We start from the raw sequence: 19,362 nt of genomic DNA, 5'->3' as shown, positions 1-19,362 counted from the left end.
TGCACTGCGTCCGCTCCCGTCCGAACCGGGACGTCCCCTCCAAGGACGGGCCAGCACGGCACTCCGGACGAAACGCGATCACGCAACGGCCCCTGCACCGCTAGGGCTCGCATCCGCGACGTGATGCTTTCGTAGATTGCGGACGGCTCTTCAAAGATCACCAGGTCTTCCCCCCATTCCCGGTCTCGCGTTGTGATTTCAAGCTAGGACACGGCACTGACAATCACTCAGAATCCGAACTGGTGCGCTATTTATGCATGCGGTGAGGGACAGCCTGTGAAGGCTGGCGTGCCACTCTCGGGTGACCGTTCCCAGTTCGTGTGGCCGTCATGGCGGAGGATGGGTGCTGATTAGAGCGGATGGCGTGAAACCTATGGCTCAAAGGCGTCTTCCTGATCTCCTGCTGAGGTGGAGGTCCTTGTCGTCCGACGGTGTTGCGACGGGGCCCGGCCTCATCCCGGAGCCGATCGCTCCGAAGGTTCGGTAGCGACTGGATGGCGAGGAAGTGGGCGCAGGTCCTGCCCGTTGAGGCGTTTCTTGCGGATCGGCTGGGTGCGGTCAATGCGTGGGAATCCTGGGTATCCTGGCGAAAGGGGCAGCATTCGAGTCAAGGGCCCATGATCAGAGCGAGGGCTGGTCATGAAAACCGACCAGCGGGCGTTCGCGCCGCGAAATATTGAGGCGCATCGTTCGGCTTCTGCGGCAGACTGACCGAGCTTATGAGCTGGGTTTATCGCTCCCACGCTTTGAGATCGTTTGGAGGAAGGCGATTGACTGAGTCCGGTCAGCCGGCGGCCCGGTGGAAGAGTGAACCGATGACGACGCGGCTCATCGCTGCTGTTCTTGTCACGGATCCTGACAACGGCAGACTCCTCATCCTGCTGCGGAGCAGCCACTTGGATTTCGCGCCTGGCGAATGGGACGTCCCCAGCGGGAAGGGCGAGCCGCGGGAACCGATCACCGCGACTGCGGTACGAGAACTGAAGGAGGAGACGGGCGTCGTCGTCGCCGAGACGGACCTGCGCCTCGTCCACGTCGTCCATGGCTGCTGGGGAGCGGAGGCCCCAGGGATGTTCATGGCCCTGGTCTTCCACGCCGACCAGTGGAGCGGTACTCCCCGGAATGCGGAGCCGGACAAGCACGACACCATCGCCTGGGTGCCTCCGGACGACCTTCCGCAACCCTTTACACACACCACCCTGGTCGCGGTCAAGCGGTACTTGGACTGGGGCCCGATCCTCTCGTTGGACGGCTGGCCAGAGGGCTGATGACGGTCAGTCCGGGCAGCTGCCGCAGGGCCGTCGCCCAAAAATTGTGAAGCTCAGCAATGAGCCGCGCGGCTTCCTTCCTGGCCGGCTCCAGCGGGGGATCCCCCCCGGGTGCACGTGTGGCCATGCGACCTTCGCGCAGAAGAGCAGCGCCATCAGCAGGCCGGACCTGCCCCCCAGGTTCGGCCTGCGCTCGCTCCACACCCGTTCTGCCAAGGATGGTACGGCGACGGAATGGCGCCATAGCGTTGCCGCGGCCAGCCCTCGTGGCGTCATGCCCCAGAGCTTCCTAATGCTGTCCCCTGGGGCGCGGGGACGCATGGGGGAACCGTAGATTCCCGGTGACCGAGAGAGGCGACCGCTCTCCGGCCGGGCCGCACGCAGGGTCTTATCTTCACGCCTCCTCAGCCTCTCGCGGAAACAATTCCGCACCTCATCGGCGTTGGTGATCTCCGAGTCGAGGAGGGGAAGGTGTTGGGCCTGAAGCTGTTCCGCACGGACACGACGAATAGCGGCATGACCGAGGTCACGCCGCGTCTTGCTGAGGCCGAGGCAGATGTGCAAGGTCTCGTCGAGGCGCACATGGAGACGTTGCTGGGTGTCCGGTTCCTGGCGAGAGAGTATGGCACGGGGCCGGTTCACGGGGGCCGCATCGATTCGCTCGGGCTGGACGAGAATGGGTCACCGGTCATCGTCGAGTTTACCGACCGCAGGTAGTCCTGCCCGTGATGTCCGTCTGGGACTGTGACCAGGTCGTCCCGGGCTTGTTTACCGACCGTGTCCGGGACGTCTGTCATGTTCTGGAGTCGGTACGGAGGACGAGTGGCACGGCACGTGGTGGTCGGGGACCTGAGGGTCCAGCAGATCGAGCGGAAGGACGGGCGGCGGTCGTGGACGATCGTGTGGCCCGAGGCGACGGTCCATGCGGAGGCGGATCGGTTCCTGCGTCTGCATGAGGGTTCGGGAACGCAGAGGACGTACGCGTATCTGCTGGTGGACCACCTGCGGTGGCTGGAGCGGGAGTGCCTGGCCTTCGATGCGGTCCAACTACGGGACCTGGAACGGTACATGGGCCTGGTAGGTGCGGTGGTCCGCATGCCACTCGGCGAGCCGTGGCGGGTCGGAAAGCGCCCCTACGGCCACTCCGCCCTGTCGACCGCGGCGGCTTGCCTGAAGGGCTTCTACCTGCATCAGTCCTCCCTCGGCGTGAACGGGGAGCTCGGCAGGAAGCTCGGCACGTCGCGGCTGCCGTCGCGGGTGGACCGGCGCCGTTCGTTCCTTGGGCACGTGAAGTCGTCGCTGCCCACCAACCCGCTGGCGCCGAAGGGGCCGCACCGCCGGCATCCGAAGATGCTCCCGGACGGCGCCAAGGAGAGGCTGCTGGAGACGGTGAACGCCGCCCGGGACCGGCTGGTGGTCACCTGGCTCGCTGACGGCGGGCTTCGCATCGGCGAGCTGTGCGGGCTGCACCTGGTCGATCTGCACTTGCGGGAGAACGCGGCCTGCGGCGAGTGCCGCACCCCTCACCTGCACGTCTGTCACCGGCCCGGCAATCCGAACCGGGCCGAGGCCAAGACCAAGCACCCCTGGCGGGTCGAGCACGGCATCGTGACCGGCGGGCTGATCAAACGGGTCAGTCCAGCGATGGTGCACACCTACTTCGAGTACGTCACCACCGAGTACCCGCGCGGCACCGAGCATGGCATGCTCCTGGTCCAACTGCACGGCGCTGCTACCGGACAGCCATGGGCACCGGTCGGGGCCCGGAGGATGCTCGGCCGGGCCGGGAAGCGCGCCGGACTCGGGGTCGTGAAACCCCATGCCTTCCGGCACTCGTTCACGTCCGCGGTTCTCGACGCCGCCGACGGCAACACGCTGATCGCCCGCGACGCCGGGGGCTGGGCCTCGGCCGCGATGGTGGATGAGGTCTACGGACACATCGACGTTCACGACCCGGTCTTCGACGCCGCCCTGTGCACGGTCTGGGGTGAGACGAAGTGATAGAGCCGTCGCTGCTACCGCAGCAGGACGCCCGCATGCGACGGGACCGGCTGGAGGTCCTCACCGCGCTGATCAACGGGCCCGAGTTCGACCCGGTGCTGCGCGGCGGGGTGTTGAAGATCCCGCCGACGCACCCGGTCTATCCGTGGAGCTGCACGGTGGTCGACTGCGCGCGGCCTCGCTGGCGGCGCTACGCGATGTGCTCGGTGCACGCCGAGCAGTGGCAGGAGGCGGAGGCACGCGGCATAGACCGGTCTCAGTTCCTGCGGACCGCGGAGCCGTTGCCGGCCACGGAGATGCCGGAGGCGATGATGTGCCGGATCTGTCCGCAGCGGCCGGCGTTCAGCCTGCAGCGGGTGCTGTGCTTCCGGCACCGCAACCGGTGGCTGAGCCACCTGAAGCGGCACCCCGAAGGACGTGTGAACGAGGGGGAGTTCGAGCGGTGGCTGGCCGACCAGCCGTCGCTGCCGGGCTATGGGGAGTGCCGGGCGGATGTGTGCGACGAACTGGCCGCCTCGCCGCTGGGGTTGTGCGGCGCGCACGAGCGCGGCTACATCCGGGACGGGCGCCCAGGAGGGGCGACGCTGCCGAAGAACTTCTTCGCCACCTACGAGCGCCGTGATCGCCCTGTCCCGGTGACCTGCGAGGACGAAGTCGCCTTCCGCGCCTGGTGCCGAGCACAGATGCCGGTGCACCGCACCGGGACGGTCAACCTACGCGGGCTGCGGCCCCTGCTACGGGCGGAGTTGCAGTGGGGGATGTATGTCCATGGCCTACAACCCGTCGCCGTGTGGCACCTGACGTGGGTGCAGTCGCTCGCGGACGAGTGCCAGCGCCGTGACGTGGCGTCTCTGGCCGGCCTGGATGCGTCCGTCTTCCGCCGCGCCTACCACCAGCGCATGGTCCAGGAGATACAACAGGCCCTGCGGAAGATCTACTTCACCCCCTCCGACACCCGGGATGTCGGCTACATCGAGACCGAGCACTTCGGGGTGCGCTTCCCCCACCGCTCCAGCTACGTCGACCTGACCTGCATCTCCCAGCGGTGGCTGCGCGACCTCTTGTGGGACCACATCGCCGACGTGCTGCGCTCACCCACCTGCCCGCGCAGCGCCCAGCCGGTGGACTTCGTGCGCCGCGCAGCCGCCGAACTGTCCGCGTTCTTGGAGGCGGAGGCGCCGGGCAGCGGCCACGACCCGTCTGTGCTGCGCGGCGAGCACGTCCACCGCTTCGTCGCGGACCTGCGCAACCGCGAACGCCTCGGCCTGGCCTTCCGCGGCCAGGCCCGCCTGGACGGCAAAAGGGCGAAGGTCACCGAGAACTCGCGCCGGATGGTGTTCAACTACGGCCGGTCTCTGCTGCGCGGCGCGCTGGAAAGCGGCAGCGCCGAGAGAATCGGCCTGGACCGTGCCTTCATCGCCGCTATGCCGGTCGGCGGCCCGGGCACGCCCCGCAGCCGCAACCCGTTCCCCGACGAAGTCGCCCGGGCGCTTGCGGACGAGGCCAACCTGCAGCAGCTCGCAGACGGCTACGACCCGCACGACCGGGGCCTGCGGGACATGTGGGAGACCATCATCGTCACCGGCCGACGCGCCAGCGAGGTCATCCAGCTTCGCCTGGACTGCGTCGGCCGCTACGGCGGGCTGCCTCTGCTCTGGCACGACCAGACCAAGGTCGGCAACCTGAACGCGGCCGTCCGCATCCCCGACCATCTCCTTCACCGGCTCGAAGAACGCCGCCAAAAGACCCTGATCCACTACGCCGACCGGCACGCCGGCCGCCCGCCCGCTGCTGCCGAACGCGCTCACCTGGCCCTGTTCCCCACCGACATCCTCAACCCCGACGGCCGCCGCGCTTTGTCCTACACCTGGTTCCACACCGGCTTCCGCAGCTGGATCGCCGAGCTTGACCTCGGCGGTCACTACGTCGCCCACCAGGCCAGGCATACGCTGGCCACCCGGCTGCTGCGGCACGGCGCGAGTCTGACGCACATCCGCCGCTACCTCGGCCAGGTCTCCGACCGCATGGCCGAGCACTACGTCCACCTGACCCAGTCGGACCTGGACAACGTCCTTCAGCACGTGTGGGTCGCCGGACCCGGCACCGCTCACCCCGGCGAACTCCTGACCAGCGACACCACCCCGCTCACCCGAGAACAGGCCCAAGCCCTGGCCATCGACCTCTCGCGCCGCAGCACCCCCGCCGAGGGCGGGTTCTGCACCTTCCAGCCCGTCGTGAACGGCGGCGCCTGCCCCTTCAACCTCGATTGCCACAACTGCGACAAGTTCGTCCTGTCCGGCGCCGACCTCCTCTACTGGCGGCGCAAACGCGAGCAGTGGCGGCTGCTGGCCGAGCGCGCTCCCGACGACGCCACCGCCGACTACCTCCACCGCTACTTCGAACCCACCGCCCGCGCCATCGACGGCCTGGAGAAGGCCCTGGCCGGCCTCGGCCTCCTCGACGACGCCCTCGCCCTGGACCTACGCAAACCCCAGGACTACTTCCACCGCGTATGGTCCACCGCCTTCCGCGCCACCGACCTCGCCGACGCGGGCAGCGACGAGACGGACGAGAACAGCGATACACGTACAGCCGAGGACACCGACCCCGAACAGGACGTCGCATGAACACCGCCGCTGTCCCCGCACCGCGCACGGCCGCGGCCCTGGCGGCCCGCCGCCAGCGGACCGAAGCCGCCCTCCACCGCGTCCACGCGGCCATCGCCCGGCTACGGCGCGAGAAGGCCCAGGTCAGCGTCGCCGCTGTCGCCCGCCGCGCGGACGTCTCCCGCACCTTCCTCTATGACAACCTGGAGGCCAGAGCCGCCGTCGCCACCGCCATGGCCGAGGGCGGCGAACGCCGCGTCCGGACGCTCGCCGAGCAGGCCAACGAGCGCGAGTCGACCTGGCGCGAACGCGCGCTGAACGCCGAGGGGGGCCTCAAGGCAGCCCAGGCCGAGATCCTTGCTCAGCGGACCCGTATCGGTGAACTCCTCGGGCAGATTCGGGACTTGGAAGCCGAATGGACCAAGGAGACTATCCAACGGATCACCACCGAAAACACCACACTCAAGCAGAGGATCCATCAGCTCACCGCCGACAACCGCACCCTCGACGAACGGCTCAAGGCCGCCCGCTCCAACCTCCGCTTCCAGGACCGGCGCATCGCTGACCTCGAAGCCGGCCTCGCCGACCCGTTCAGTTGAAACCTGGCCGACTTCCACAGCCCGGTGGCGCACGGCGAGGCCGCCCGCCATCTCTGGGGGCCCGCTGCCCCGGAGATGGGCTACCCCCGCAGGAGGCGCCGACGGAGCGTCTCCTGCTCCTTACTTCGTGCGGGAGCGGGCGGTTGCGGCGGGGGCGTGTCGGCCGCGTGAGCGAGGTCGTGTTCCAGACGGTCGCTCGTGCGCAGGATGTCCGCGTCGGCCCACGGCGCGGGCCAGGTCATCAGGAGGTAGTCCTCCACCGGTTCGGGGCTGGTCTTGTCCGGGAGGGTGCTGCGGCCTCGCGCGTGGACGCGGAGCCGGTACCAGCCCGGTCCCGCCGGGCTGAGGGGTGCAAGTCCGTCGACCGGGCCCTGCTCAAGGGATTCGACCCGCAGGCCGCCCGTGGGAGCATGCACGCTGACTTCCGCGATCTCTTCCCAGAGGTCATCTGCGGGCCAGGGTGGTGGGCCGGTCATAGGAGTTGCGGTTGCCCGGATCTCGCCGGTATGGACTCCCGTGACGATGAGAGCCCCGTGTGACATGGGGACGGCGAGTCCGTTGCTCCAGTCCGCCGTCTGAACAGGGATTTCTCCGGCGTCGAGAACACCGAAAGTGCCTTCGGGGACGTACACGTTGTGTGCGGCGCTCATGGGAATCTCCCGGCTGGTACGGCATCGCTCCGGGTGGAAGCCTGCCACGCTTTGCACAAGTGCGGGCAGAGCGCAGGCTCATCCGGAGCGACACCGCGATTCTCCGCGGGTGCGGGTGCCGTGGTTTCCCTCGGCACCCGCACGGTGCATCAGGAAACGGTGACTCTGAAGGGGTCTCCGTCAAGGACGCGCTCAGCTCGGAAGAACTGGGTGTTCAGACCGCCCTGAGCGCTGTTCTCCGTGGCCGTGATCATGCAGACGCTGACGCCCGTCGGGCCGGTCCCAGATGACACGTGGGACATCTGGCAACCATCGAAGGTGCGCCGGGTACCGCCGGAGGACAGACCTTCAAGGGAGCGCGCGATGGGGTATTCATCGCAGCTCAGGCCCGTAATGCTGGGGGCGTCTCCGCACGCCAGGTTACGGTTCGTATTGACTATCGTGGCATCTTCTGTCCTGGTCAGCGGGTTCTCGAACGTGGCACCGGGGAGGCCGGATGCCTGGGCGCGCTCCACATGCGAGGCGAGGGAGGGGTAGGACGCCTTGCTGTAGACGAGTTCCGAGGCGTACCAGGGCACCACACAGCCGACGGTGGCTCGTCCGACAGTGGCGTTGTCGCAGCGGAATTGGTTGAGCTGGTAGTCGACGACGGCCGGCGAATACTGAGCGTTGGTGAAGGTGAGGTACCAGTAGGTGGCGCAGGTGCCGATGGCGCCGGCCGCGGTGGCAGTGGTGTCGAAGAACGCCTCGCCCGACCGCCAGGAGTTCAGCGGCAGCAGGGGCTGCGCGGGGAACGACGCGCTCTCTCGCGTGCAGGACCCGCTCATGGTCGCCTGCCCGTCGACGGATGCCTTCAGGGCGTCGCCCCACCCGTCGTACGCGGAAACCTCGATCTGATGGGCGAACGTGGGCAGTCCGGTGTCGCTGTAGCTGTAGTTGATGACGATCATGCTGGCCTGACCGGTAACCGTCGTCTGGCCATTGACGGTCTGCCGCGTGGTGTACGTGAGGCCGGTCACCTGGCAGATCTGGGTGCGGGTGCCGAGGATGATGCCGTTCGCGTCCTCACACCACTGGGGCGGGTCCACGGCGGCCAGGGCGGCGCGCGAGTTCTGCGGCAGGCGCGCAGGAAGATCGGCCGGCTTGGTTTCCTGTACGCACACCGAGGCGCCCTCGGCGTTCGGCTCGGTACACGTCTCCGGCTCGGAGAGCCGTGCCAGCTTCTGCCCAGGCTCGGCGGTGGGGCGGTCAGACCCAGGAGTCGCGCGTGAAGTTAACTGCCCCTGCACGCTCTCGTCGGTCTCGGTCTCGGTCTCGGTCTGGGCTGCGGTGCTTCGTGACGCCGCAGGTGCTGCGGCGTCGGCAGGTGCAACACCGATGAGTGTCGTAAGGAGCGCGGCTATCACCGCTGCGGGTATCAGGCGTATCGCTCGGGATCTTTCCCGGCGCTGCGACATCAGATCACTCCCGTCTCAGATCGACGATGTCGTCACATAGCCGATCGGGACGGTACTTCATGCAACGGCCAACCATTGGCATGCGCACGTAAGAAGAGTGGATGCAAGATCTCATTTGAGACGTCGTGAGCGAAGAGCGGCATCGGGCACGGCTGGCACTGAACGCGGACAGAGTCGAGACCGTCAGAAGCCGTGGTAGCAGCTACACGGCTACGGGGCCGTCCAAGGCTCCAACCGAGATCAATCGAGCGGGCTACCGCAGCAGCCTCAACTCGCCGTCACGGACATGTAGTCTATAAATCGTCGCAGTCCAGAGCCGGTTCACGAGTTCCTGCGGTCGGTAAAATCGAGTACAAGCGCGGTGTCGACGCCGGCGTCATCAACCAGGGCCTGTTCTACCTGGCGTGGCTGATGGACCATCGCGCCGAGTTCGAGCAGCTGGTCCGCGACCGGCTCGGGGTGACGGCCGCGTCCCAGGTCCTGTGGAGCGGACCGCGCCTGATCTGTATCGCCGGCGACTTCACGCGCTACGACGTGCATGCCGTGCGCGAGCACCGGAGGTCGATCGATCTGGTCCGCTACCGACTCTTCGGCAGCGACCTGCTCGGCCTTGAGACCGTGGCGTCCGTGAGCGGCGGCATGCAGGTAGCACGCCGGCCGCGCCGCCAGGCGGTTGCCAGGGCGGCGGCCGGCGCCGGGGGCGCGTCGATGGTGGAGCTGGCGACCGCTGTCGACGAGGTACTGCTCGGGCTCGGGAACGGTGTGAACCGCGTCGAGCGCAAGACCTACCGGGCCTACCAGCGGCTGCGGAACTTCGCCTGCCTCTGCCCGCCGCAGCGCAGCAAGCTGTTGGTCTACCTGAAGGTCGATCCGCAGGACGTCGACCTCGTTCCGGGTTTCACCCGTGACGTGTCCGGTCTCGGTCACCACGGGACGGGTGATCTGGAGGTGCAGCTGCGTACGCCGCGAGACGTGGAGCGGGCGCAGGATTTGTTCCGGGCCAGCTACGCGGCGGCGTGATCGTCTGCCGGCCTATGGCTGCTCTGTGGCCGTGGGGTGGCCCCTTTCGACGTGCGAGTAGGGCGTGGCGGTGGACTACCAATGATGTGCGGGATCGCCGGTTGGGCTAATCGGCGATCCCGCGCTATGTTGCGCCGCTCTTGCGTGCTGACGATCAGCGTGTACGGCTGACAGCGGGGGTGGCCGCGACCGCGGGGGTGACCGGCGGGCTGGTGACGAGGCTCGTTCTGCGTTCGGGGGTTCCGGTCTGTGGGTGGCGAGTGCCGGTTTTGTGGGCGAGGGCCTCGGAGAGATCGGCCAGCAGCGAACTCGGGGTGTGCGGGGACGCGGTGACGGCCCAGGTGGGCCGGTCAGGGCCGGGACCGGCCCAGACGGTCCAGGTGGCCAGGTTGTGGCTCGGGTGCTGGGCGGTGAAGGCGTCGAACTGGACGCCCGCGTCCCCGGTGGGGGACTTCCAGCGGATCCATCGCCCCTCCACGGTGTGCTTCCATCCGGCGTCGGAGAGGGGCTGCGTGGCCACGGTGACCATCTTCTCGTCCACTGGGGCGCTGATGGCCGCGTCCCAGCCGTCGCCTTCGGCGAGGTGATTCAGCAGCTCCTCCAACATCGGGGCGGGAGTGGCGCCGGTCGCGGTGAGGACCCACATGCGGTCGGATACGGGTGTCTCGTAGGCGGCTACGGTCCACGCTGTTTCGTGAGCGGGCGTTTCGTGGACGCGCTCGATGCGCAGGGTCTGGGACTCGTGGATGGCGTGGGTCGTCTCGTCCGACCAAGTCCGCCACTTCTCCCATTCGCTGTGGGAGTCGATGAACGCGTCGAGGAGCGCGTCGTGGTCACCGGCATCGGCCAGGTAGGCCGGGACGGTCTCCGGTTCCGGACGGGCCGGTTCGGCCTTGGCTGCGGTGAGAGAGAGCGGGGCGCGGGCCTCGGCAGCGGCGCGTTCGGTCTCGGTCAGGGGTGCCGGGCCGGGGCGCATCTCGGCGCCGTGGACCTTCTCGAAGGCGAGCAGGGCCCCAGCGGGTGAGTCGAAGGTGTCGGTGACCTGGCGCAGGTGGTCCTCGCCATGGAGGTAGACGGACTTGCCGTTGCGGTGGAGGTAGGTGCCGACTGCGACGGTGGTGTGGCCGTCGTGGGCGTGGGCGTGGGCGTGGGCGTGGATGAGGAGCTGGCCGTGGCGGATGTCGTCGTGGATCTTCTGCGCCTGATTGGAGACCTCGCGGATTTCGCTGCGGGTGCACCACGGCATCGGATAGTTCGCCCAGGTCCATTCCTCGTCCATGGCCTCCTGGAGCCGAGGGGTGGTCTCCACGATGATGCCGTCGGCGAACAGATGCTTGGCTGTGTCCTTGACCCAGTAGGGCTCCTCGTGGTCGATGCGGACCAGGACCAGGACATTGTCGGCGACGACGGTCCAGTCGGCTGCCTCCAGACTCAGGTGGGCAACGTGGGCCTGGGTGCCGGTCAGGACGGCAGTCACGGCGCTTGGATGGGTGGGGTGGGTATCGAGGCGAACGTGGGTGTCGATGGTGGGAGTCACGTTGGGGTGTCGTCTCTTCTGCCGGTGGCCGGGCCTTCGGGTCCGGCCACCGGCGTGTGCGGGGTGCTATCGGGTTGCTCGCGCGGCGCGGCCGGTGTACGCGGCCGTCGTTGTTGGCGGGCCGGCACGGGTGGTGGGAGCCCGTCGCGGTTGCGGCGTCGGGACCGTTCCGGTGGCGTGCTGCCAGCGGGTGTGGACGGCGCCGATGTCGGCGAGGGAGCGGCGGGCGCCGACGACGAGCTGGAACGGGGTGTTCGCCGTGTCGCCGGCGTACGCCTCGATGCGCCGGCCGGTGCGATCGGCGGTGGCCAGGAGGGAGCGCTGCAGTGCGCGCTCGCTCCAGTGCTCCACGGAACCGGCCGGTTCGGCCAGCAGGTGGAGCACCTCGCCCGGTTTGCTTCCGTCGTCGAGCAGGCCGCGCTGTTGGGCCTCCCACAGGACGGTGACGGGGTCGACGGGCTCGCGGCGGCGCGCCAGGGCGGTCAGGCACTGCCACAGGCCGGCGTGCAAGGGCAGGGTGAGGTCGTCGGGTAGTAGCCACCGGACGGACTCGATGTCGGCGGGGTTGGCGGTGGCGGTCGCGAGCAGCATCTGCTCCTCCTCGACCGCCTCCGTGTAGTCGGGCGCGACGGGCGGCGATGGTGCCGCGGTGCGGGGCAGCACGCCTGCGCGCGGCGGGAAGCGGGCTGCGATGTCGTCCACGACCGCGGCGAGCGCGTCGGCCTCGGCGAGCACCGCCTGGACAGGGTGCGGGAGGGAGACATCGTGGACGGTCTGGACGAGGCGTTCGGCGGCCGTCTGCAGACGGCGGCGGGCATGTTCGGCCTCGACCATCCGCGCGTAGGCAGGCGCGTGGCGGGGCCAGGGACAGACCTGGACGAGGGTGTGCAGGTACGAGGCGGTCAGTCCGCGCGCCCGCTCGCGTCCCGTGGTGAGTATGCGGTCGAGCCAATCGGCGTTCTCCGCGTGCTCGGCCTGGTCGGGCGGCGGCAGCGCGCTGATCGCAGCGAACACGGCGGCATGCGCGGCGATGGAGAACGAGTCGGCGGCGATGCCGGTTACGTCGCCGAGACGGTGCGGATCGAGGAGGAGTGCGCCGAGGAGGGCCTGCTCGACGTGGAACACAGGCTGCGGCGGTCTTGCGTCGAAGTCGTCTTCGTCAGGTTCGGGAGCGTGGGGCATCAGGCGGCGAGAGTGAAGTCGTCGGGGTCAACGGAGACGCCGAGGTGCGGGGCGAGAAGGTGGCTGGCGAGCAACGGCGGTACGGCGTTGCCGATCTGCGAGAACTGCTGGCCTTTGTTTCCGGCCCAGGGGTAGTCGGCGGGGAAGGTCTGCAAAAGGCCGGCCTCGCGGGCGGTGATCCGGATCGGCTCCGGCACCGCTGGGGCTGGGGCGTCGGTGTCCTCGGTCGGAGACGAGGCTGGTTCGGCGACCCAGGTGCACTCATTCGCCCGGTGCCCGAAGAACAGCGTGCCTGCTGGCTCGGACAGCGGACGGACGGTGGCGTTGGCCTGGTTGTTGCTGCGCAGGGACCAGGACCAGCGGTGCGCTTCGGCGGTGAACGTCGGCGCCGGAGCGTCGGCGGCTCGGTTCTCCCGTGTGCCGTGCCGTGCCGCCCATCCGGCGCCTTCGCGGCGGGACTGCAGGACCACTTCGTCCGGCCGGGGCATCCAGGTGCCGCGCTCGCGGGCGTCGGACAGCGTCTTGCGGGAGCCCGACGGGAACGGTTCGGGTCCGCCGCCCGCGCAGACCGTGGGGACGGGCCGGTCGGTCGCGCCCCATCCCAGGGCCTCGGCCATGCTGATCCAGCGGGCGCGGCCCGGACCGAACAGCGGCTCCGGTTCGGCGAGTTGGGAGTGCGTGGGAGTAGGAGGCTGCGCCGTACGGACGCGGGAGGCCAGGAGTATCGCCCGCTTCCTGGTCTGCGGAACGCCGAAGTCGGCCGCGTTGAGGATCCCGTACCAGACGGAGAACCCCCACTCGCGCAGGACGGCCGCGTACTGCTTCCACAAGGGCAGGACGTGCGGAACTTCCTCCATGGCGACCCAGTCCGGCTCGCCGACCGTGTTCAGGGCGTACAGATAGCGCATCGGCTCGGCAGCGAGCAGGGAGCGCTCGTCGCGGCACGCGGCGAGGAGGCGTTCGCGGGTGTCGCGTCCGGCGGCCAGGTCCTCGACCGCCGCGTGCACCAGCGGCTGGTCGAGCAGGCCGAGGCGTTTGCCGGCCATGCTCCACGCCTGGCACGGAGGGGAAGCGATCATTCCGCGGGTGCGGCCGATGAAAGGCCAGGTCGGATACATTGCCACGTCGGTGCGGATGGTCAACTGCCCAGCCGCGGCCCGGGTCTTGCACGCCCACTCGTTCCATTCCAGCCCGACGTCGCGCACGCCGAGGACATGCAGCGCCCTGCTCCAGCCGCCCGGCCCCGCGAAGAGGTCGAGTATCACGTGGCCAGCCCGAAGTCGGACTGTGTCGGCGCGTGCTTCGCGACGGCGCGGGCGGTGATCGCCTGCGACGCGCGGGCGGACGCCGCGGACAGCTCCTCCGCGCCGGGCTCCCGGTACCACGGCCGGAGGTCGAGCATGGCGGCGCGCATGCCGGTGGCGAAGCAGAGCGCGGTGCCCTTGGGCAGGGCGCGGATCGCGTCGGCTGGCAAGATCCGCTCCTGCCGCATCGACACCGACGTGCTCTTTCCGGACTCTGAGTGCGAGGTGGACGTGGTCTCCACGTCATGGTCACCGATCAGGCGGCTGAGCTTGTCCGCGAAGTCCGGGTCGTCAATACCGCTGCCGATCACCTTGACAGTCGAGGCGGACCACATGGCGTCCATGCCCGTGTCTCCCCAGACCTTCTGGCCCTGGCGGTAGGACTGCAGGATCGTGATCGGGATGATCCCGCGGCTGCCGAGGTGGGAATACAGGTCCGGCAAGTCGCTGATCTTGCACACGTTGGCAGCCTCGTCGAGGATCGCCAGCATGGGCGGATCCAGGCGCCCGCCGGCACGTTCGGCCTGCGCGGTCGCGGCCCGCATCACCGAGTCCGCGCACGCGGCGATCAGCGCCGAGGCTCCGCCGCCGCCGTCCTTGCTGAGCAGGAACAGCGTGTCGGTGGACGTGACGAACTGCTCCGGCCGGAATTCCGGGACGTCCTTCTGCGGGGTCACCCACGCGGCGATTTCCGCGTTCAGGAGCGCGGAGGCGTACTGCCGGGCGGTCTCGTAGATGCCGTCCCTCGTCTCCGGTGGGCCCTCGACGGTGCCCTTGAGCTGAGCGGCGACGGCGGCGAAGTCGTGGTCGCGCAGGATGTCCAGCGGAGTGCGGTCGGCGGGGAAGGCGAGCCACTGCATGATGTCGGTGATGGGCCGCTCGTCGAGCGCCGCGGCCAAGAGCAGCTGGGACAAGATGTTGCTGCCGGCCTTCGACCAGAAGTCGCCCTGCTGGGAGGCGTCCACCGAGGCCGCGAGGAAGTGTCCGGCCAGACGGTTCGCCCCGTCCAAGGTGGTCGCGCTGGCGAGAGGGTTCCACCACATCTCGCGGGCGGCATGCGCGATCTGCTGTGGATCCATGGTCCACACCGACCCCGCCCGGGCCCTTGCCTCGTAGGCGGTGGTGAAAGCGTCGCCGGCGGCCTTGTTCGACGTCAGCAGGACCGGGCCGGGTGCGCCGAGCATGGACGGGATGGCGAGCGAGGTGGTCTTGCCGGACCGGGGTGCCATGATCGCGACGGCGACGTCCTCGAACCCCATCCGTACCTCGTGGCGGCTGCCCTGCAGGTTGCCGAGAAGGATGCCGGTGTCCTTCGCGTCGATGTGCTTGCTGTCCTTCAGGCTGGGGCGCAGGGAGCGGGCTTTGTCGGTGATCGCCTTGGCCATCAGCGGCTCGATGTCCTGGGCCTTGGCCATGTCGGTGATCTTCTTCCGGCCGCCGCCTCGGTTCTTGTGCCAGGCCCACAGGACGCCAGCCCCCGCCCCGAGGGCCAGGAGCAGGAGAACGGGGACGATGCGGGCGCCGATCAGCAGGGATGTTTTTCCTGCGTCGGGCCAGACCTGCTCGGGGTGGAGCAGGGCGTTGGTCGGCTGGTAGGGGGCCCAGCTGGCGCCGGTGAGGTAGGCGGTGGCGTTGCCGGATAGCCAGGCCAGGTGGGACAGGGGGACGACGACGGCGAGCACGCCGAGGAGGAGGCGCAGGACGAGGTCGTATCCGTCGGTGTTGCTACTGGAGGAGGAAGGGAACAAGGGCTACGTGCTTCCGGGCGGGGAGGGGAGGGTCAGCGGCTGCGGCCGTGCCTGGGCGGCGCCTGCCGCGAGGGGCTCGGGGCTGTCGGCGTGATGGTGTGCCGGGCAGCGAGGGAGTGAACGCGGTCAGCGCGCCGACGACGTACACGGCGAGCACGTCGGTCGTCCGGCGGATGACGATGTTCGGGTCGAGAGGGTCGGCAGACTGCGCCCGCTGTCGGTGCGGTGCACGGGCTTCGGATCGCCGAGCGCGGCGGTGAACGCGGTGACAAGGTGTGGCGGAGTGTGCGCACCGAAGCGGGCTTGCCAGACCTTCTGGTGCATGCCGAGGGTGACCGTGACGAACCAGACCTCCGGATCAGTCGGTGTTCCCAGCCGCTCGACGTATGCCGTCTTGTCGGGGGAAGCAAGGCCGTTGTCGCCGTACGGTGACCAGCCGGCCTGCCGGAGCGCTCCGTACGGGACGCAAGGCGCGTCAGCGGCTGGGGCTGGGTCGGTGAGGGCGTCGGTGAAGGCGGCGTTCAGTTCGACGGGCGTGCGGGCGCCGAAGCTGGCGTACCAGGCGGGCCGGTCCGGCTCGGCGACGTGGTGCAGGGTCCACCACTGGTCGTCGGGGTCGGGCTTCAGGCGCAGGAGGGCCTTCTGGTCGGGGCTGGAAAACAGGACGCGTGGCATCAGGGGGTCGTGCCGTGGCTCCACCCGCAGGCGCGCTGTAGGAGAACGGTGATCCAGGCGGGGTCACCGCCGCCGGCGAGGTGGCGCGGGGCAATACACCTAGTCACTTCCGTGCCGCGGTTCGTCGCACGAGTGCGAGGGCAGACATGGGAACCAGGGATGAGGGGGCCTTGCGGGCTGCAATATTGATCTCCCGGAGCGCTTTGCCGTGGGTGGCCCAGTCGTCGAGGTAGCTCCAGGATTCGGCGTGATGTTCGGCGAGGGCGTCGTCGAATTCGGCGGTGCCGGGCTTGGCGGTGGCGGGCAGGGCGTCGCGGGTGAGCAGCCATTGCTCGTGCAGTTCGTCGAGACGGTCGAGGGCCGTGTGCAGGACGCCCAGCTGGTAGACCCAGCGGCTCTGCACCGTGTTCTCCGGCAGCTGGGCCAGCTGTGTCTCGGCGGTCGCCAGCAGGTGCCGGGCGCCGTAGCGGAGCGGCTCGAACGCCTCGGCGGTGTCGGCATCGCGCTGGCTCTTGCGCATGCCGTAGGCGTGGTCGTCGTAGGGCCAGCCGTCGAGGTCGGTGTGCTCGTCGGAGTAGGCGTCCCAGGCGTCGAGGATTTTCTGGCTGTCCCGCACGTAGTGGTCGAGGTGGCGCAGGAAGTCGTGGTGTGCGTGGTGGTCTCGGGAGATGGGGAGGGGTCCTGTCAGGTCAGCGGTGCGCGGCCGGCTGCGCGGTATTGGCGTGCGCCGGGATCGTCGCGGGTTTCGTCTGTTGGCGGCGGGTTGAGCGTGCCTGGGCGCGTAGATGCTTGATGCGCGTGGCGTGGGCGTCGACCACCTGCTGCGGGCGCAGCGGGCTGGGCTCCTGTACGGCGCTGTAGTGGCCGGTGCGTTCGAACATGCCGCGCTGGAGCGGGTTGCGGTCGGTCAGCGCGGTGAGGAACGCGCTGACCAGGTGAGCGGGGGTGTGCTCGTCGAGGTAGGCGTGCCAGATGCGCGGGCCGGGAAACTCCCCGTGGCCGGGCTCGCGGGTCTCGATGTGCCAGGACGACCGGTCGTGGAATTCGTTCAACGGCCGCAGTTCGATGTGGCACATGGAGTCCGGCGAGCGCGCGCCGTCTGGCTCGTGGTGCCATCCTGCCGAGGTCACCTGCTGCCACGGGTCCGGCTGCTGTGGCGGCGGGGCGGTGAGGGCGTCGGTGAAGGCGGCGAGGACCTCGGCGGGCACGAGTTCGCCGAACTCGGCGTACCAGCCGGGCTCGGTGCCGACGGGTTCCGCCCGTAGCCGCCACCACGCCGAGGTGTGGGACTGCGGGGCGAACTGGAGCCGGTGGCGAAGGTCGGGGCTGGCCAGGATGATCTCGGCGCTCAGGGGGTCGGAGACGGCGTTCCATCCGGCGGCGGCCAGGCCGTGGGTGACGTGGCGGGCGTCTCCGGGGCCGGCGAGGTGGCGGGGGCTGGTGTCGTACGGGATCTGCACGGCGTGCTTGTCGGCGAAGGCGGCGAGCTGCCGTTCGCTCAGCGGCACCAGCAGCACCCCTGCTCGCTCGTCGGCGAACTGCCATACAGGTCACGGAGATCGTCCAGCACGTAGTGGAGGGTGTGCTGGTCGGCCAGTTCCCACGCGGCCGTGCGCAGCTCGGTGATCAGCAGGTCGCCCTGCGCCCTGCGCGGTGCGTCCGGGTTCTCCTGAACGGCGCGGGCGAGGGCGCGCAGCGTGTCGGCGAACTGGACGGGCAGGCCCGTGTACTCGTCGAGGAGGGGCTCGACCAGGGCGAGGGCTTCTGCGGGGTCGGGGTTCTCGCGCAGGTAGTCGGTGAGGTCCGCGAGCGTTTCGGTCAGCGTGCGGATGGTGTCCGGGGTGAGTGCGGGCATCGGGCTCCTCGGGGCGGGGCTATTGCGGTCAGCGGCGGGTGCGTGCGCCGTCGGCCAGGGTGTAGGGACGGGCGCTGGCGCGCGGCCTGGTGCTACGGGCGCTGTTGCGGGCCCAGGTGGCGGCGCGGGCGGCCGTAATGCGGGCCTGCTGCCACGCGCTGAGCTGGGAGGGCTTCACGGACACCGACCAGGTACGGATCTGCGCGCTCATCGGCACGCGTCCGCGTGGGCGCATCACGGGGTCCGGGCTGGCGAGTTCGGTGGAGAAGGCTTGAACCAGGTGCATCGGGGTGTTCGGCGTGAAGTTGGCCGTCCAGCCGTTGCCCTGCTTGTCCTGCGCTCCGGTCCACCACATCACCGCCCCGTCGGGGCTCTGCCGGTACTGCATCCACGAGGTGCCGTCGGGACTCGTCGCCATGTAGTCCTGGCCCTCGAAGCGCGTGCGCCAGTTCTGCTCCTGCACCGGGGCCCAGACGTTGGGGGCGTGGGCAGAGCGGGGGCGGGTGAGGGCGTCGGTCAGGCCGGCGACGATCTCCACTGGCGTTTGCCGGCCCAGGTGGGCAGACCACTCGCCGTTCGCTCCGTCTGCTCTGCCGTGGATGGTCCATCCGCCGGGGAGGACGTAGGGGTCGTAGGCGATGCGGACGGTGCGGTCCGGGCTCTCCATGTGCAGGGGGCCGCCCGTCTTGGACTTGTCCCGCCAGCCGGAGGCGCGCAGGAATTCCGAGACGTGCCGGACGTCGCCGCCGCCGGCCAGGGCGCGGGGCTGGACGAGGTAGTGCTGCTCGGCCTGCTCGTCGGGTCCCCAGCCCTGCCACTGCTTCTTCTTCACCGGCGGCGCCGGACGACGAGCGGTGCGGGTGCTGGGGGCTTCGCCGCCATAGTGGCGGGCTGGGCGCCGACGCGCTGGAGGGTGTCTTTGTGTTCGTCCAGGTCGAGGGTGATGTCGCCGAGTTCGTTCGAGGCACGGCCCAGGGCGAGCCACACCTCCGGGGGGAGCGCCCCTCGCTCTGCCTGGTCCTTGGCGAACACGCTGCCGGTGGCGACGAGGTGGGTGACGCCGCCGAGGACTCCGGTGTCCGGGTCGAGCACGCAGGCGATGACCTGAGCGGCCTGGGGCGGGGGAAGCTGAGAGAGGCGGTCGGCGAGCTGGCCGAGCTGGCGAGTGATCTCGTCGGCCAGTCTCACCGGGTAGGGGGCGGGGTGGGACATACTCCTCCGGGGCGGTGGACGGTCAGTGGTGGTGGCGCTGCCCGACGCGCTGCGTCTCGGCGAGGACGGCCTCCGGGCGGGCGCCGGCCAGCAGGGAGGCACGGTCGGGGCCGGTCGGAATACAGGCGCGCAGATAGCGGCGAAAGAGGGCCGTGGCGAGTCGGGGCTTGAGCCGGTTGCTGATCGGTGGGGGTGTGCGGGTTGCTACGGGTTTCTCCGGGATTCGGGTGGTGAGGCAGGTGGCCCCG

General features: G+C 69.4%; 17 protein-coding genes and 1 pseudogene. 6 read left to right on the top strand and 12 right to left on the bottom strand.

The window, feature by feature from the left end:
• The first annotated feature begins 815 nt into the window (after positions 1 to 815).
• The 5 genes and pseudogenes from ACIP5W_RS34875 to ACIP5W_RS34855 all read left to right on the top strand — a co-directional run bounded on the left by ACIP5W_RS34875 (position 816) and on the right by ACIP5W_RS34855 (position 6,474).
• Entirely contained in the window at positions 816 to 1,268 is a 453-nt protein-coding gene (locus ACIP5W_RS34875; protein WP_401481954.1) for an NUDIX domain-containing protein, read from the top strand.
• Between the two features lie 471 nt (positions 1,269 to 1,739).
• A pseudogene (locus ACIP5W_RS34870) lies at positions 1,740 to 1,970 on the top strand (transporter); the annotation flags it as partial.
• A 120-nt stretch (positions 1,971 to 2,090) separates the two neighbouring features.
• Complete coding sequence (locus ACIP5W_RS34865; protein ID WP_401481952.1) at positions 2,091 to 3,269, top strand: tyrosine-type recombinase/integrase; 1,179 nt, start codon at positions 2,091 to 2,093, stop codon at positions 3,267 to 3,269.
• Positions 3,266 to 5,896, top strand: a complete 2,631-nt coding sequence (locus ACIP5W_RS34860; protein ID WP_401481950.1) for a tyrosine-type recombinase/integrase — start codon at positions 3,266 to 3,268, stop codon at positions 5,894 to 5,896. The genes ACIP5W_RS34865 and ACIP5W_RS34860 overlap by 4 nt, the downstream gene beginning before the upstream one ends.
• Positions 5,893 to 6,474, top strand: a complete 582-nt coding sequence (locus tag ACIP5W_RS34855; protein ID WP_401481948.1) for a DUF6262 family protein — start codon at positions 5,893 to 5,895, stop codon at positions 6,472 to 6,474. The genes ACIP5W_RS34860 and ACIP5W_RS34855 overlap by 4 nt, the downstream gene beginning before the upstream one ends.
• An 80-nt stretch (positions 6,475 to 6,554) precedes the next feature.
• Here the strand turns inward: ACIP5W_RS34855 and ACIP5W_RS34850 are convergent, their stop codons facing one another.
• Positions 6,555 to 6,890 (bottom strand): hypothetical protein, encoded by a 336-nt coding sequence (locus tag ACIP5W_RS34850; protein ID WP_401481946.1) that lies wholly within the window; start codon positions 6,888 to 6,890, stop codon positions 6,555 to 6,557.
• A 383-nt stretch (positions 6,891 to 7,273) separates the two neighbouring features.
• A complete protein-coding gene (locus ACIP5W_RS34845) occupies positions 7,274 to 8,530 on the bottom strand; it encodes a hypothetical protein (RefSeq protein WP_401481944.1) in 1,257 nt (418 codons plus the stop codon).
• A 396-nt stretch (positions 8,531 to 8,926) separates the two neighbouring features.
• On the opposite strand from ACIP5W_RS34845, the gene ACIP5W_RS34840 reads away from it, so the two are divergent.
• The gene (locus ACIP5W_RS34840) at positions 8,927 to 9,601 is read left to right on the top strand and encodes a DUF5655 domain-containing protein (RefSeq protein WP_401481956.1); all 675 of its coding nucleotides are present in this window, start codon (positions 8,927 to 8,929) and stop codon (positions 9,599 to 9,601) included.
• Between the two features lie 154 nt (positions 9,602 to 9,755).
• On the opposite strand, the gene ACIP5W_RS34835 is transcribed toward ACIP5W_RS34840, so the two are convergent.
• The 10 genes from ACIP5W_RS34835 to ACIP5W_RS34790 form a co-directional block, all read right to left on the bottom strand.
• Positions 9,756 to 11,138 (bottom strand): DUF317 domain-containing protein, encoded by a 1,383-nt coding sequence (locus ACIP5W_RS34835; RefSeq protein ID WP_401481942.1) that lies wholly within the window; start codon positions 11,136 to 11,138, stop codon positions 9,756 to 9,758.
• A gap of 66 nt (positions 11,139 to 11,204) precedes the next feature.
• Entirely contained in the window at positions 11,205 to 12,320 is a 1,116-nt protein-coding gene (locus ACIP5W_RS34830) for a DnaB-like helicase N-terminal domain-containing protein (protein WP_401481940.1), read from the bottom strand.
• Positions 12,320 to 13,585, bottom strand: a complete 1,266-nt coding sequence (locus tag ACIP5W_RS34825; protein ID WP_401481938.1) for a DNA cytosine methyltransferase — start codon at positions 13,583 to 13,585, stop codon at positions 12,320 to 12,322. Before ACIP5W_RS34825 ends, ACIP5W_RS34830 begins: the two co-directional genes overlap by 1 nt.
• Complete coding sequence (locus tag ACIP5W_RS34820; protein WP_401481936.1) at positions 13,582 to 15,372, bottom strand: type IV secretory system conjugative DNA transfer family protein; 1,791 nt, start codon at positions 15,370 to 15,372, stop codon at positions 13,582 to 13,584. Before ACIP5W_RS34820 ends, ACIP5W_RS34825 begins: the two co-directional genes overlap by 4 nt.
• Positions 15,373 to 15,498: 126 nt before the next feature.
• Positions 15,499 to 16,047, bottom strand: coding sequence for a DUF317 domain-containing protein (locus tag ACIP5W_RS34815; RefSeq protein WP_401481934.1), 549 nt, complete (start codon positions 16,045 to 16,047; stop codon positions 15,499 to 15,501).
• A 103-nt stretch (positions 16,048 to 16,150) separates the two neighbouring features.
• Positions 16,151 to 16,663 (bottom strand): hypothetical protein, encoded by a 513-nt coding sequence (locus ACIP5W_RS34810; RefSeq protein WP_401481932.1) that lies wholly within the window; start codon positions 16,661 to 16,663, stop codon positions 16,151 to 16,153.
• 73 nt (positions 16,664 to 16,736) lie between these two features.
• Complete coding sequence (locus tag ACIP5W_RS34805) at positions 16,737 to 17,555, bottom strand: DUF317 domain-containing protein (RefSeq protein WP_401481930.1); 819 nt, start codon at positions 17,553 to 17,555, stop codon at positions 16,737 to 16,739.
• Complete coding sequence (locus tag ACIP5W_RS34800; RefSeq protein WP_401481928.1) at positions 17,546 to 17,902, bottom strand: hypothetical protein; 357 nt, start codon at positions 17,900 to 17,902, stop codon at positions 17,546 to 17,548. Before ACIP5W_RS34800 ends, ACIP5W_RS34805 begins: the two co-directional genes overlap by 10 nt.
• Positions 17,903 to 17,930: 28 nt before the next feature.
• Positions 17,931 to 18,734 (bottom strand): DUF317 domain-containing protein, encoded by an 804-nt coding sequence (locus ACIP5W_RS34795; protein WP_401481926.1) that lies wholly within the window; start codon positions 18,732 to 18,734, stop codon positions 17,931 to 17,933.
• Positions 18,731 to 19,114 carry a hypothetical protein gene (locus ACIP5W_RS34790; protein ID WP_401481924.1) on the bottom strand — a complete coding sequence of 128 codons (384 nt, stop codon included), beginning with the start codon at positions 19,112 to 19,114 and terminating at the stop codon, positions 18,731 to 18,733. The genes ACIP5W_RS34795 and ACIP5W_RS34790 overlap by 4 nt, the downstream gene beginning before the upstream one ends.
• Positions 19,115 to 19,362: the final 248 nt, after the last annotated feature.

Source organism: Streptomyces sp. NPDC088766, from assembly GCF_044750845.1.
Classification (GTDB): domain Bacteria; phylum Actinomycetota; class Actinomycetes; order Streptomycetales; family Streptomycetaceae; genus Streptomyces.
The sequence above is the reverse complement of the archived record's forward strand: the minus strand, read 5'-3'. Positions and strand labels throughout refer to the sequence as shown.

Bases quoted from the DNA above. Each gene is read 5' to 3' on its own strand.
- ACIP5W_RS34875 (WP_401481954.1), top strand. From the start codon at position 816: ATGACGACGCGGCTCATCGCTGCTGTTCTTGTCACGGATCCTGACAAC.
- ACIP5W_RS34855 (WP_401481948.1), top strand. From the start codon at position 5,893: ATGAACACCGCCGCTGTCCCCGCACCGCGCACGGCCGCGGCCCTGGCG.
- ACIP5W_RS34830 (WP_401481940.1), bottom strand. From the start codon at position 12,320: ATGCCCCACGCTCCCGAACCTGACGAAGACGACTTCGACGCAAGACCG.
- ACIP5W_RS34815 (WP_401481934.1), bottom strand. From the start codon at position 16,047: ATGCCACGCGTCCTGTTTTCCAGCCCCGACCAGAAGGCCCTCCTGCGC.
- ACIP5W_RS34800 (WP_401481928.1), bottom strand. From the start codon at position 17,902: ATGCCCGCACTCACCCCGGACACCATCCGCACGCTGACCGAAACGCTC.
- ACIP5W_RS34790 (WP_401481924.1), bottom strand. From the start codon at position 19,114: ATGTCCCACCCCGCCCCCTACCCGGTGAGACTGGCCGACGAGATCACT.